This window comes from uncultured Sneathiella sp. (assembly GCF_963973085.1).
Lineage (GTDB): Bacteria > Pseudomonadota > Alphaproteobacteria > Sneathiellales > Sneathiellaceae > Sneathiella.
On sequence record NZ_CAXAXA010000002.1, the window covers coordinates 626,981 to 641,241 of the forward strand.

The following is a 14,261-nucleotide window of genomic DNA, read 5'->3' on the forward strand; positions in this document are numbered from 1 at the left end:
TTTGATCGACGCGACCGCTGTGGGGCGTCTTATACAGGGGAAAATCCGGTCACGGTGCCACAGTTTTTTCGCAGACGTCTGTCTTCTGTCTTACTTCCGTTGCTGGCGCTTTGCCTGCCGATGCCGGGGGCAATGTTGCAGGCCGAGGAACCGCTCGGGCCGGATGAAATCCTGTTTGGACAGAGCGCCGCTCTTGAAGGACCCTCCGCCCAGCTCGGTGAGGAGATGCGCAACGGCATTCTTGCCGCATTTGAGGAAGTCAATCGCAACGGCGGGATCGAGGGGCGCAAGCTCCGTCTGATCTCCTATGATGACGGCTATCAACCGGCGAAAGCCATCGCCAATGTCAACCGGCTGATAGAGCAGGACAAGGTCTTCGCGCTGGTCGGCTGTGTCGGCACCCCGACGAGCAAGGCCATTGCCCCGATTGCCGAGGCGGAAAATATTCCCCTGATCGGCCCGTTTACGGGCGCGGGTTTCCTGCGCGATCCCGCCGCCAAGAATATCGTCAATATCCGCGCGTCCTACGCCGAAGAGACGGAAGCCTGGATCGAGCATCTGACAAAGGACCTCGGGATCACGCGGATTGCCGCCTTTTACCAGGATGACAGCTTTGGCCGCGCTGGGCTTGAAGGGGTGAAAGCCGCCCTTGAGAAGCGGGGGCTGAAGCTGGCCGGGGAGGGGCGCTATATGCGCAATACAACGGCGGTCAAGCGCGCCCTGCTGGCGATCCGGAGCCATAACCCCGAGGCGGTGGCCATGATCGGTTCCTATAAGGCGAGTGCGGCGTTTATCAAGCTGGCGCGGCAGCTCGGCCTCGATGTGATCTTCATGAATATCTCCTTCGTCGGCTCCAAGGCGCTTTCGGCGGAGCTGGAAGGAGACGGACGACGTGTCTATGTCACGCAGGTTGTGCCCTTTCCGGACGATATGGATATCCCGCTGGTGCAGAGCTATCAAAAGGCACTGACAGCCTTTAACCCGGCACTGGAAACCGGTTTTGTCTCGCTGGAGGGCTATCTCGCCGGGCGGTTCGTTGCGGCAGTGCTGGAAGAACTTGGGCCGAACGTCACGCGGGAGGCATTTCTGGAAAAGGTGGAGACGACGCGTAAATTCGATATCGACGGGCTGGAGCTGTTGTTCGGGCCGGGGGACAATCAGGGGCTCAACCGTGTATTCCTGACTGAACTTCAGGGGGATGGCTCGTTTAGGGCCATAGATCGGCTGCCGAAATGACAGACACCACACCGACAGACACGACACCGACCGAAAAGCCCGCAGGCCCGTCTCTTCGGATCAACGGCAAGCTTCTCCTCTCGCTCAGCTTTCTGGCGGCGATGAGCGTCGTCGCCGGGATCATCGCCTGGTATTCCTTCGATTATGTGTCGAAATCCACCGAACTGATCGCGCATCAGAGCCTTCCCGAGATCGAGACGGCGATGCAACTGGCGCAGAAGAGCGCGGAAATCTCTTCGTCGGCGCCGGACCTCATGGCAAACCTCTCTCTCGATGACCATAAAAATTCGGTGTCGGACCTGAACCGCCGGGCGTTTGAGCTTTCGGCACTGATGGAAAAATCCCGCGAACTATACGGGAGTACGGAGAATGTCGAGAATCTTCTCAAGATCGAGCAGCAACTCGTCAAGAGCCTCGATACCCTTAAATCCGCTGTCGAGGCAAAGCTTTCAAAGCGGGAGGCGCGGAACGCCGCGACCGACCAGCTCAGCCGATTGCATGAAGCATTCCTGCTGAAAATGGAGCCGATGATCGACGATGCGGTGTTCGATTTCGTCATGCAGGGGGAATGGCTCTCCGCCAAGAGCAATGTGTATACAACCGATCTGGTGGAAAATTCGACCCGCAAGGTCAGCGAGTTCCTGGAATTCGGCGATCGCATTGACGATCTGGAAGGGGTCCTTTCGGAGGTGATACTGGCGTCCGATCTTGACAGCTTCGGCCCCCTGCAGACCCGCTATAATACGCTGGAAACAGAGATCGAGGAGAATGTCGCGAACTGGGCGGCGCAGGCGGGACAGCCGGCCTTCGTTGAGCTGGCGCAGGATATTCTCGATTTCGGGCGCGGGCTTGATAATATCTTCATTCTGAAAGAGCAGGAACTCTGGCAGACACCGCCGGGGCAGAGCACGACCCTCTCGCCGCGGCTCGTTCAGAAGGGCAACCTGCTGCGCCTTGCCCATGAGAGCTTTCACACGGTATACTCCCAAGCGGTCGTCGATGTGGTCGAGAACCTTGAGACCAGGTTTCAGGACGAAGCCCGGCAATCGGGCGCGGAACTTGGCAAGCTTATTCTCGACGGCGCGAATAACCTGCATATCCTCCTGTCATTGCGTGCAGAGGGCAATCTGGTGGCGAGCATCCTTGGCGAAATGTCGAATGTGCCCGATGTCGCCAATATTGAACCCTTCGCCGACCGGTTCGAGGCATCGGAAGCACGGATACGGGACATGTTGGCCGGGCTGGCGACGGATGATATGCAGAATATCACCCTCAGCCTTCTCGCCCTCGGGTCGGGCGACAATAACCTCTTCGATATTCACCGCGCGGAACTTGACAGCAGCGGACGTGCCGCGGTGGCGTTGAGGGAGAGCCGGGCGCTTTCTGACAGCCTGCAGACGGAAGTCGCCAAACTCGTCGCTGGTGCGCGGGAGCGGGGCGGGATTGCCGAAAGCAATTCGGAACAGGTGATCGAGCTGGGCAAATACCTGCTGGTGCTCGTCGCCATTGCCAGTCTGTCGACCGCGCTGCTGGTCATGTTTCTCTATATCCGCCCGCGCATCATTCGCCCGCTAGAAAATATCACCGACGCCATGACCCAGCTGGCGGCGGGCGATACCGGAGTCAAGATTCCATGGCGGGAGCGCAATGACGAGGTTGGCGACATGGCCAACGCGTTGGCGGTGTTCCGCGATACGGCCATTGAAATCCAGGAATCCAATCACCGCGAAATCGAGGAGGGGCGCCGTCGCCTGATCAATGCGATCGAAAATATCTCCGAGGGCTTTTCCCTCTATGATTCCAATGACAAGCTGGTGGTCTGCAACAGCGTCTATCGCGACCTGTTCTTCCCGAAAAAGATTATCGAGACGGAAATCGGCAAGAGTTTTGAGGACATCATGCGCCGCGCCGCGACCCAAGGACTGGTGCAGGACGCGTGGGAGCGCGAGGACGAGTGGCTGCGCGAGCGGCTGAAAAATCATCGCAAGCGGCTCAGCACGGAAATGCAGCGGCGCGCCGATGACCGCTGGATCCTGATCAACGAGCGCAAGACGGAAGACGGCAGCACGGTCGCCGTCTATTCCGATATCACCCAGATCAAGCAGCAGGAGCAGGCGATATCGGAGCAGTCGCGGGCGCTGGAGCGGCTCTCCAACCAGCTGGCGAAATATCTCTCGCCGCAAGTCTACGCCTCCATTTTCGAGGGGCGCAATCGTGGCGATATCACCAGCCGCCGCAAGAAGCTGACGGTCTTCTTCTCCGATATTGTCGGCTTTACGGAGATCACCGAGCGGATGGAGGCAGAGGACCTGACCCGTATCCTCAACCAGTATCTGACCGAGATGTCGGAAATTGCGCTGGTGCATGGCGCGACGATTGACAAGTTCGTCGGTGATGCCATCGTCATCTTTTTCGGTGACCCGGAAAGCAAGGGCGTCAAGCAGGATGCCATCGCCTGCGTGCGCATGGCCCTCGCCATGAGGGAGCGGTTGGCGGAACTCAACGATGTCTGGTTCGACATCGGGCTGGAACGACCACTGCAATGCCGGATGGGCATTAATACCGGCTATTGCACCGTCGGCAATTTTGGCAGCAGCGAGCGCATGGACTATACGGCCATCGGCAATGGCGTCAATCTCGCCTCGCGCCTGGAATCGACGGCGAATACCGGTGAAATCCAGATTTCCCATGAAACCTATGTCAATGTGAAGGACGTTATATTATGTGGCAAGCGCGAGGAAATCACGGTCAAGGGATTCCGCTTTCCGGTGAATACCTATGCCGCCCTTCAGGAGCTTGATCACGTTCCGGAGACTCTGGACGTCATTCAGGAGGAAAACGAGAATCTCAAGCTTGATATCAACCTGAAAGAGATGTCACCGGCGGACCGGCGCAAGACCGAGGCGTTGCTGCAAAAAGTGCTCTCGCGGATTTCAACCGAGGCGCAGGAGGCGCCAACCGACCCGGATGCCAAGGACGACTAGCACCGCATTTTCCGCAGAAGTTCAGGCGTTGCGGAAAACTTTACTATTGCGCTGCAACACAAATCCTCTACTGTAGTAAGATGCAAGAAACACAAAATGTTTTTGATGAAATGAACGGGGAGGCAGGCGATGTCCGCTATCCCTATCACGAGTATCATAAGTGGCTGGAGACAGAAGACCAGGCGAGATTGCACCGAAAATCCGCCGCCTCCGAGGCCTTTTTTCGCCGCACCGGGATTACCTTTAACGTCTATGGCCGCGAAGAGGCGGCAGAGCGGCTCATCCCCTTCGATATCGTCCCGCGGGTGATATCGGCCCGCGAGTGGGCCCGGCTGGAACGCGGGATCGAGCAGCGGGTACGGGCGATCAACGCCTTCCTTCACGATATTTATCATCGCCAGGAAATTCTCCGCGCCGGGCGCATCCCGCGCGAACTGATCGCCAATAACGAGGCGTTCCTGCCGCAGATGATCGGCGTCTCCCCGCCGGGAAATGTGTATACGCATATCGTCGGCACCGATCTCGTGCGGACGGGAGAGGATGAGTTTTACGTCCTTGAGGATAATGCGCGCACACCGTCTGGCGTTTCCTACATGCTGGAAAACCGCGAAACCATGTTGCATATGTTCCCCGAACTGTTTGCGAAAGTGAAGGTGCGGTCTGTCAGCGATTATCCCAAGACTCTCCGCCGCTCGCTTGGCGATTGCGCGCCACCTGGCTGTGACGGCAAGCCGGTGGTGGCCGTTTTGACGCCGGGAATTCATAACTCCGCCTATTTCGAGCATTCGTTCCTTGCCGACCAGATGGGGGCGGAACTGGTGGAGGGGCATGACCTGCGGGTCGTCGACGGGCGCATCGCCATGCGGACGACGCGGGGGTATGATCCGATTGACGTGCTGTATCGCCGGGTCGATGACGATTTTCTCGATCCTTTGACGTTTAATCCGCAATCGCAGCTCGGCGTGGCCGGAATCATGGATGTCTACCGCGCGGGCGGCATTACCATTGCCAACGCGCCCGGCACCGGCATTGCTGATGACAAGGCGATCTATTCCTACATCCCGGATATTGTCGAGTTTTATACCGGCGAGAAGGCGATGCTGAAAAATGTGCCGACATGGCGCTGTGCCGAACCGGACGCACTGGCCTATGTGCTGGACAACCTCGAAGAGCTGGTGGTGAAAGAGGTGCACGGGTCCGGCGGCTATGGCATGCTGGTCGGTCCGGCTGCCAGCAAACGGGAAATCTCGAGGTTCCGGACCAAGCTGAAGGCCAAGCCCGGAAACTATATTGCGCAGCCGACGCTGGCGCTTTCGACCTGTCCGATCCTGACGAAGAAAGGCCTCGCGCCGCGCCATGTCGACCTTCGCCCCTTTGTGCTGGTATCCCCGCGGCGGATTGATATTACGCCGGGCGGCCTGACACGTGTGGCGTTGAAAGCCGGGTCCCTTGTTGTCAATTCCTCACAAGGGGGCGGCACCAAGGACACCTGGGTGTTGGAGGAATAGCCGCATGTTAGGAAAAACCGCCGGCGGCCTTTTCTGGATGTTCCGCTTCCTCGAGCGCAGCGAGAATACGGCGCGGCTGCTCGATGCCGGTTTCCGCATTGCGCTCACCCGGTCCACCGCCGCCGAGAATGAATGGGCGTCCGTCGTCGCGACGGCCGGTGTTACCCATGAATACAAGGGTAAATATGATCAATATATCGCCCGCCATGTCATAGACTTCCTGCTGCGCGATAAAGCCAATCCGTCGAGTGTCTGGTCGGTGATTGATGGGGCCCGGAACAATGCCCGGATGGTGCGAACGGCGCTCACCCGCGAGGTGTGGGAAGCGACGAACGAATGCTGGATCACCCTGAAGGACTTGCTGTCCTCGCCGATCTCGGAGCGGGACCTGCCGGAGGTTCTCGGTACGATTCGCCAGCAGAGCGCGCTGGTCCGCGGGGCGCTGCACGGGACGATGCTCAGGAATGATATTTTTGACTTTGCCCGGCTCGGCACCTTTCTGGAGCGGGCGGATAACACGGCGCGCATTTTGGATGTGAAATATTATGTGTTGCTGCCCTCGGCCTCCTTTGTCGGCTCCTCGCTCGATAATGTGCAGTGGGAATCGATCCTGCGCTCGGTGTCGGCGCAACGGGCCTTCCGCTGGCTTAATCCCGGGGAAATCAACCCGATGAGCATTGCCGAGTTTATCATTCTTGACCGGCGTCTGCCGCGATCTCTGGTCTTTTGCTATTCGAAGATAGTTGATAATCTCGGCTATCTGGAGGAAGACTACGGTCTCCGGCTCGATTGCCACGAAATGGCGTTACCTATATTGAAAAGACTGAAGGAAAGCTCGATCAATTCCATCTTTGATGAGGGGTTGCACGAATTTCTCTCAAGCTTCATCCGGGACAATATGGCGCTCGGACATCAGGTTGAACAAGACTATCGCTTTATCGGATGACTTTATGCTTCTGAAAATCTCGCATTTGACGAAATACCATTTTGAAGAGCCGGTGCATTATGCGCTGCAGCAGCTCCGCCTGATGCCCAGAAGCGGCGTCGGACAGGCTGTAAACCGCTGGGATGTCACGGTGGACGGCGGCGTGAAGGAGCTGGAGTTTGACGATCAGTTCAATAATCACACGTTGCTTGTCAGTATCGATTCGGGCCAGAGGGAGATTTCCATCACATGTGAGGGGGAGGTCGAGACGACGGACCTGCATGGCATCATTGGCCAGAACCTCGGATTTGCACCGCTCTGGTTCTTTCTTCGCTCAACGCCGCTGACCGAGGCGGGAAGCCGGGTGCAGAAATTGATCAAGCAGCTCGGGCGGGCGGAATATGAAACGGAAGTGATTATGATGCATGCGCTGTCCCGCCTGATCGGCGAAATCGTTCCCTATATGACGGGAGAAACCCATGCTGAGACGACGGCGGAAGAGGCGCTTATTGCAAGTAACGGGGTCTGTCAGGACCATGCGCATATTTTTGTCTCGGCTGTGCGGAAAATGGGTTTTCCCGCGCGGTATGTCAGTGGCTATCTGATGATGAATGATCGCATCGACCAGGAAGCAACCCACGCCTGGGCGGAAGCCTACATCCCAGATATCGGCTGGGTCGGCTTTGATGTGTCCAACGGGATTTCACCGGATGACCGGTATATTCGCGTGGCGACGGGTCTTGATTACAAGGATGCATCGCCTATTTCGGGTCTGCGCATGGGCAGCGGGACAAGCTCGATGAATGAATCCATGGATGTCTCGATACAGGTTCAACAACAGTAGCTTAATTCACGGTCAAGGACAGAAAAGTAAACAAACATGACATATTGTGTCGGCTTGCGGCTCAACAGGGGCCTCGTTTTTATGTCGGACACGCGTACAAACGCCGGCGTCGACAATATTTCCGTTTTCAAGAAAATGCATAGCTGGGTCATCCCCGGGGAGCGGGTCATCACCATGATGACGGCGGGCAACCTGGCGACAACACAGGCTATTATCAGCACACTTGATGAACGCTCCAAGGCACCGGAGGATCGCAAGCCCTCAATTCTGGAAGCGCCGTCGATGTTCCAGGTGGCGCGGCTTGTCGGGGCAACGGTGCGTGAGGAAATCCGCACCAACAGCTTTGAAGGGCAGGAGGCGGACTCCTCCTTTAACGCGACGTTGATCATTGGCGGCCAGATCAAGGGCAGTCCGCCAAGACTTTTCCTGATTTATCCGGAAGGCAACTTTATCGAAGCCTCCGACGAGACGCCCTTCTTCCAGATCGGCGAGACGAAATACGGCCGCCCGATCCTGGTGCGGGCCTATGATCCGGACATGAGCTTTGAAGATGCGATCAAGCTGATGATGGTCTCCTTTGATTCGACCATAAAGGCCAATCTTTCCGTCGGCTTGCCGCTTGATCTGCAGGTCTATGAGAATGATAGCTTCCAGATCACGCGGGAACAGCAGATTGCCGCCGAAGATCCCTATTTCAACCAGATCTCGACCGGATGGGGAGAGGCGCTGAAAGACGCGTTCCGCTCGCTTCCCGATTTCAAGTTCTAGGGCGGGGCAGGTGTCACATCTCGTTAGATTGCCGTTACCTTATGTCTTGCGTATCGGGGCGGTTTTTCAGTATAACCACGGTAGTTTTCTTTTGGGGTGAACGGGACAACCATGATTTCAGAAAAATTCGCCGAGGCGCGCCACCATATGGTGCTCAGTCAACTGCGGCCGAACCGGGTGACCGATGGCCGTGTGGCAGAGGCCATGGATACGGTGCCGCGTGAGGAGTTCGTGCCGAAGGAACTCAGGGGCGTTGCCTATCTCGATGAGGATCTGGAGGTGGCGCCGGGCCGCTTTGTCGTTGAGCCCCGGGTCTTCGGGCGGTTGCTGCAGGAGGCGAATATCGGCCCCACTGACGTTATCCTGGATATCGGCTGCGGTACGGGATATTCCTCTGCGGTCCTCGGATTCCTTGGTCAGGCAGTCGTCGCGATCGAGAGTGATCCGGAGCTGGTGGCCCGCGCAACCGAGATTCTGGTGCGTCTGGAATGCGATAATGTCGCCGTTGTCGATGGCGCGCTGGCGGACGGAAACCCCAAGCAGGGCCCCTATAACGTGATTCATATCAATGGCTCGATTTCATCGGCGCCGCAGAGCCTGCTCGATCAGCTGGCGGATGGCGGACGCCTGATCTGCGTTCTGGGCGACAATCCGGGTGTTGCGACCGTTTATCGCCGGTTGGGAGACCGTTTTTTCCCGCATGCGGCCTTTGACGCGTCGGTGCCGCCCCTGCCTGATATGCAGGATGAGGCCCGTTTCGAGTTTTGAACGGACGTGCGGAGTGTTACATTTTTGCCATGTTTCTCGCCCATAGTGTGGGGGATGGCAAGGAATATGAGGAGTTTCGGGATCGGGAATAGATCAGACGATTTGTTTAAAATTGTTGATTGAAACTGGTATCGGGACTAAATTCGACTATGGTTAATTTCTGAACGGCCTGATTTTAGGTTCGAGAGGCGAGTTTAATGAAAAAAGTAGCTTTGACCGTTGCATCTGTAATCGCCATTACGATGCCAATGTCGTGGGCGAATGCCGAGACATTGCAGGATGCATTGGCGTCGACATATCAAAACAATCCGTCCCTGCTGGCGCAGCGGGCCAATGTACGGGGCGTTGATGAAAACGTGCCGCAGGCCCTGTCGGGCTGGCGCCCGGAAGTCTATGCGATCGGTGAGGTTGCCGCGCAGCATTCCGATGTTAATCCGTCTATAGCGGGCACGAGAAGAGGATCCAACCCGCGGGAAGCCTCGCTGGTTGTCAGCCAACCGCTTTATACCGGCGGGCAGACGGTCGCCTCGACCAAGTCTGCGGAAGCTCAGGTGAAGGCGGCGCGGGCAGACTTGCTCTCGACGGAGCAGACGATTTTTCAGTTTGCGGTCGAAGCTTACATGAATGTCCTCCGCGACGAGGCGCTGGTTGAGCTTAACCGCAATAACTCGGTTGTCCTGCGCCGTCAGCTTGATGCGTCGAATGACCGTTTCGAAGTGGGGGAAATTACCCGCACCGATGTGGCCCAGTCGCAGGCGCGCCTTGCCGATTCAATTTCAAACGTCATACAGGCCGAGGGGAACCTCCGCTCCACCCGCGCGAATTTCGAGCGGATTGTCGGCCGTCCGCCGCTGGATCTTGAAACCCCTATGGTGCCGGACAGCTTCCCGGAGTCGGAAGAGGCGGCTCTGGCCACGGCCCTTGCCAATCACCCGGATATTGAAACCGCGAAATTTAACGAAGAAAGCTCCCGCTATACCATTCGCGCGACCTCCGGCCAGCTGCTGCCATCTATTGATCTTGAGGGCAGCCTGTCCACGGGTCGGGATGTTGTGAGATCGGGAACGCAAAGTGATACAGCCCGCATTGGGGCCGTGCTGACAGTGCCGCTATATCAGTCAGGTTCGGTCTACAGCCAGGTGCGTCAGGCGCGGCAGATCAACAGCCAGCGGATGCAGGAGATTGAGGAAACGGTTCGGGCAACGCGCGAAGCGGTGATCCAGGCATGGGAACTGCTGGAAACCTCTCGTTCGCGGATTGGTGCCCAGGAAGAGGCGGTTCGCGCCAATACGATCGCCCTGGATGGTGTCGAGCAGGAAGCGCAGGTTGGCTCCCGTACAACCCTCGATGTACTGAACGCCGAGCAGGAACTGCTGCAAAGCAAGGTGGATCTGGTGACGGCACAGCGGGATCAGTATGTTGCCCTGTATGCCGTTCTCGCGGCGATTGGCAAGCTGAACGCCCGCGACCTTAATCTGAACGTCGATTACTACGATCCGACAGTCCATTATGACAGAGTACGTGATAAATGGTTCGGCACGGATGGCGGATTGGATTAACAATTAATTAAAGTAAACCGGCCATAGTTGACTGAATGAGCGGTTTATATCGATACGTGACATAGGTTTCGTGAACTAGGGCCCCGGTTTCAATGGTGAATTGACGATGAGCGATCCAACGACAGAACAAGAACCGACGATGGAAGAAATTCTTGCCTCCATCCGGCGGATCATTTCCGAAGATGGAGAGGAAGAGGGTCAGGAAGAAGGCGCAACCGCGGAAGCTTCTGACGAAGACGTTGCTGAAACCATGGAAGAGGATACCGAGGTTGAGGCGGCTGCGGACGACGAGCCTGAGGCTGAACCCGAGCCCGAGCCCGAGCCCGAGCCGGAACCCGAAATGGAAGCCGAGCCCGAAACGGACGATGACGAGGATGTCCTTGAACTGACGGATGCTGTCGAGGAAGAGGAGGAAGAAGAGCCTCTCACCCTTGATGAGGAATTCGAGGAGGACGCCGTCGAAGCCGAGATTGATGCCGCGATTGCGGCAGAGGCAGAGCCGGAGACCGAACCTGAACCGGAACCCGAGCCGGAAGAGGCGGACCCCGAGCCTGAAGTGGCCGCTGCGACGGCCGAGAAAATCAGCAGCAATCTGCTGGCTGATCCGACAATTGCCGCAACGACATCCGCCTTTGCCAATCTGGCCGGTGCCGTTGCATCATCACGAGGATTGCAGATGGGTAAGAATGCGACTTTGGAAGAAATGGTCAAGGATATGCTCCGTCCGATATTGAAGGACTGGCTCGATCAGAACCTCCCCCAGATCGTGCAGCGCATTGTGGAGCGCGAAGTGAGCAAGCTCGCGGACCGGGCGGACGACGAAGAATAAAATCCTTCCTCCCGGGATGTGAGCCGACTATATTACTCCCGAAATTTGCCGACTAATCAATAAAGAAAGGTTCAGCAATGCTGGACAAGTCTTATCGACCCGACGAGGTCGAGGGAAAGCTCTATTCGAAATGGATGGAGCAAGGGGCGTTTTCCTGTGGACGCGCCAAAACCGACGAGACCTATACGATTGTCATTCCGCCACCGAATGTGACGGGCAGCCTGCATATGGGCCATGCGCTCAATAATACACTGCAGGATGCGCTGATCCGGTTCGAGCGGATGCGGGGCAAGGATGTGCTCTGGCAACCGGGCATGGACCACGCCGGTATCGCGACGCAGATGGTGGTCGAGCGCCAGCTTGGCGAGCAGGGCATCACCCGCCACGATCTCGGCCGCGAGAAATTCATCGACAAGGTCTGGGAATGGAAGGACCAGTCCGGCGGCCAGATTTTTCAGCAGCTCCAGCGCCTCGGCGCGACCTGCGACTGGAACCGCGAACGCTTCACCATGGACGAGGGGCTCTCCAAGGCCGTCCGCAAGGTATTTGTCCAGCTCTATAAGGAAGGGTTGATCTATCGCGACAAGCGGCTGGTCAACTGGGACCCGAAATTCCACACGGCGATTTCCGATCTTGAGGTCGAACAGCAGGAAGTGAACGGCCATATGTGGCACTTCCGCTATCCGGTCGAGGGGGAAGAGGGACGCTTTATCACCGTTGCGACCACCCGGCCCGAAACCATGCTCGGCGATACAGGCATTGCCGTTCATCCCGACGATGAGCGTTACACCGATCTGGTTGGTAAGTTCGCGATCCTGCCGATTGTCGGGCGGCGCATCCCGATTGTGGCGGATGAATATGCCGATCCGGAACAGGGTTCCGGCGCGGTGAAAATTACCCCGGCCCATGATTTCAACGACTTCGAGGTTGGCAAGCGCGCCAATCTTGAGGTCATCAATATCATGGACGAGAACGCCCATCTTAATGACGCCGTGCCCGAAGCCTATCGCGGGATGGAACGCTTTGCCGCCCGTAAGAAGGTTGTCGCCGAGATTGAAAGCCTCGGACTGCTTGAGAAAATTGATGACCATCCGCATACGGTGCCCTATGGCGACCGCTCCGGCGTGGTGATCGAGCCTTTGCTCACCGATCAGTGGTTCGCCGATGCGGCGACACTGGCCCAGCCGGCCATCCGCGCGGTGGAAAGTGGCAAGACCAAATTCGTGCCCGAAAAATGGACCAACACCTATTATGACTGGATGCGCAATATCCAGCCCTGGTGTATCTCGCGTCAGCTCTGGTGGGGGCATCGCATTCCCGCTTGGTTCGGACCGGACGGCATGATCTTCGTTGAGGAAACGGAAGAAGAAGCATTCAAGGCCGCCGAGGACCATTACGGAAACCAGACTGACCTGACGCAGGATAACGACGTGCTCGATACCTGGTTTTCCTCGGCGCTCTGGCCGTTCTCGACCCTCGGCTGGCCGGAGAAAACGCCGGAGCTCGCGCGCTATTATCCGACCGACGTTCTGGTCACCGGTTTTGACATCATCTTCTTCTGGGTCGCCCGGATGATGATGATGGGCCTGCATTTCATGGAGGAAGCGCCGTTCCACACGGTCTATATCCATGCGCTTGTCCGCGATGAACATGGCGCGAAGATGTCGAAATCCAAGGGCAATGTCGTCGATCCGCTGGACCTGATGGACACATACGGCGCTGATGCGCTGCGATTTTTCCTCACCACCAGCGCCGCGCAAGGCCGCGATGTCCGCCTTTCCGAGCAGCGGGTCGAGGGCTATCGCAACTTCGCGACCAAGCTCTGGAACGCCGCGCGCTTCTGCGAGATGAATGAGTGCAAGGTGCCGGACGGCTTCGATCCCTTTGCGGTCAAGGAAATCTTCAATCAGTGGATCGTTGGTGAGACGGTAAAATGCGAGGCGGCGGTGCGCGACGCGCTGGAAAGCTATCGCTTCAATGATGCGTCCAACGCGATCTATGATTTTGTTTGGAAAGTGTTCTGTGACTGGTATCTGGAATACGCCAAACTTCCGCTCCAGGGTGATGGTACGAACAAGCTAGAGGCGCAGGCGACGGCGGCCTGGGTGCTGGACCAGATCCTGAAAATCCTGCATCCTTTTATGCCCTTCGTGACTGAGGAGATTTGGCAACAGATTGGAGTAGGTCGAGAGAGCCTCTTAATGCTGAGTGATTGGCCTAAATATGAAGAGAACATCTCAAGGCTTCGTGTGGAACGTAAAGAAGATGGAACTTTCAATCAAATAATAGATTTAGACGTAGGTCGTCTAAAACTAGTTTCTCTGCCCGTTGAAATTTATGAGTCGGCCGGGGAGATGGAATGGGTGCAGGAGCTGATTACCGGCATCCGCGGCGTGCGCAGCGAGATGAATGTCCCGGCGGGTGCGAAAATTCCGCTTATCTTCAATGAGGGCAGCGCCGAGGACAAGGCATGGCTTGAGCGCCACTGGGATATCATTGCCCGCATGGCGCGGCTGGAGGATCGCACAGTCGATACGGAGGTGCCGAAGGGCGCGCTGCAGTTCGTGCACAGGAGCGCGACCGTTGTTCTCCCGCTCGCCGGTGCGATGGATATCGATGCCGAAAAGGCGCGGCTTCAGAAAGAGATCGGCAAGCTGTCGGGCTATATGACGGGGCTGAACAAGAAGCTCGGGAACGAGAAATTCGTCGCCAACGCCCCGGAAGAGGTGGTGGCGGGCGAGAAAGCGAAGCTCGCCGATGCCGAAACCCAGCTCGCCAAGCTGAACGACGCCGCCGCGCGTCTCGCGGAGCTTTAGATCAAACGCGCGGGCGGCAGTGCC

Annotated in this window: 10 protein-coding genes; all 10 read left to right on the plus strand. The window is 57.4% G+C overall.

Going from position 1 to position 14,261, the window contains the following annotated elements; all coding sequences use genetic code 11:
- Nucleotides 1–54 precede the first annotated feature (54 nt).
- The 10 genes from AACZ19_RS07350 (at nucleotide 55) to AACZ19_RS07395 (ending at nucleotide 14,237) form a co-directional block, all read left to right on the plus strand.
- Complete coding sequence (locus tag AACZ19_RS07350; RefSeq protein ID WP_339632495.1) at nucleotides 55–1,236, plus strand: ABC transporter substrate-binding protein; 1,182 nt, start codon at nucleotides 55–57, stop codon at nucleotides 1,234–1,236.
- Nucleotides 1,233–4,220 (plus strand): adenylate/guanylate cyclase domain-containing protein, encoded by a 2,988-nt coding sequence (locus AACZ19_RS07355; protein ID WP_339632497.1) that lies wholly within the window; start codon nucleotides 1,233–1,235, stop codon nucleotides 4,218–4,220. The genes AACZ19_RS07350 and AACZ19_RS07355 overlap by 4 nt, the downstream gene beginning before the upstream one ends.
- Nucleotides 4,221–4,300: 80 nt before the next feature.
- Nucleotides 4,301–5,728 (plus strand): circularly permuted type 2 ATP-grasp protein, encoded by a 1,428-nt coding sequence (locus tag AACZ19_RS07360; protein ID WP_339632499.1) that lies wholly within the window; start codon nucleotides 4,301–4,303, stop codon nucleotides 5,726–5,728.
- 4 nt (nucleotides 5,729–5,732) lie between these two features.
- Nucleotides 5,733–6,674 (plus strand): alpha-E domain-containing protein, encoded by a 942-nt coding sequence (locus AACZ19_RS07365; RefSeq protein WP_339632501.1) that lies wholly within the window; start codon nucleotides 5,733–5,735, stop codon nucleotides 6,672–6,674.
- A gap of 4 nt (nucleotides 6,675–6,678) precedes the next feature.
- A complete protein-coding gene (locus AACZ19_RS07370) occupies nucleotides 6,679–7,497 on the plus strand; it encodes a transglutaminase family protein (RefSeq protein WP_339632503.1) in 819 nt (272 codons plus the stop codon).
- Nucleotides 7,498–7,533: 36 nt separating this feature from the next.
- Complete coding sequence (locus AACZ19_RS07375; protein WP_339632505.1) at nucleotides 7,534–8,265, plus strand: proteasome-type protease; 732 nt, start codon at nucleotides 7,534–7,536, stop codon at nucleotides 8,263–8,265.
- A gap of 111 nt (nucleotides 8,266–8,376) precedes the next feature.
- On the plus strand, nucleotides 8,377–9,033 hold the full coding sequence (locus tag AACZ19_RS07380) for a protein-L-isoaspartate O-methyltransferase (protein WP_339632507.1): 657 nt from the start codon (nucleotides 8,377–8,379) through the stop codon (nucleotides 9,031–9,033).
- 197 nt (nucleotides 9,034–9,230) lie between these two features.
- Complete coding sequence (locus AACZ19_RS07385) at nucleotides 9,231–10,592, plus strand: TolC family outer membrane protein (RefSeq protein ID WP_339632509.1); 1,362 nt, start codon at nucleotides 9,231–9,233, stop codon at nucleotides 10,590–10,592.
- A 106-nt stretch (nucleotides 10,593–10,698) separates the two neighbouring features.
- A complete protein-coding gene (locus AACZ19_RS07390; RefSeq protein ID WP_339632511.1) occupies nucleotides 10,699–11,421 on the plus strand; it encodes a DUF2497 domain-containing protein in 723 nt (240 codons plus the stop codon).
- 77 nt (nucleotides 11,422–11,498) lie between these two features.
- Nucleotides 11,499–14,237, plus strand: coding sequence for a valine--tRNA ligase (locus AACZ19_RS07395; RefSeq protein WP_339632513.1), 2,739 nt, complete (start codon nucleotides 11,499–11,501; stop codon nucleotides 14,235–14,237).
- Nucleotides 14,238–14,261: the final 24 nt, after the last annotated feature.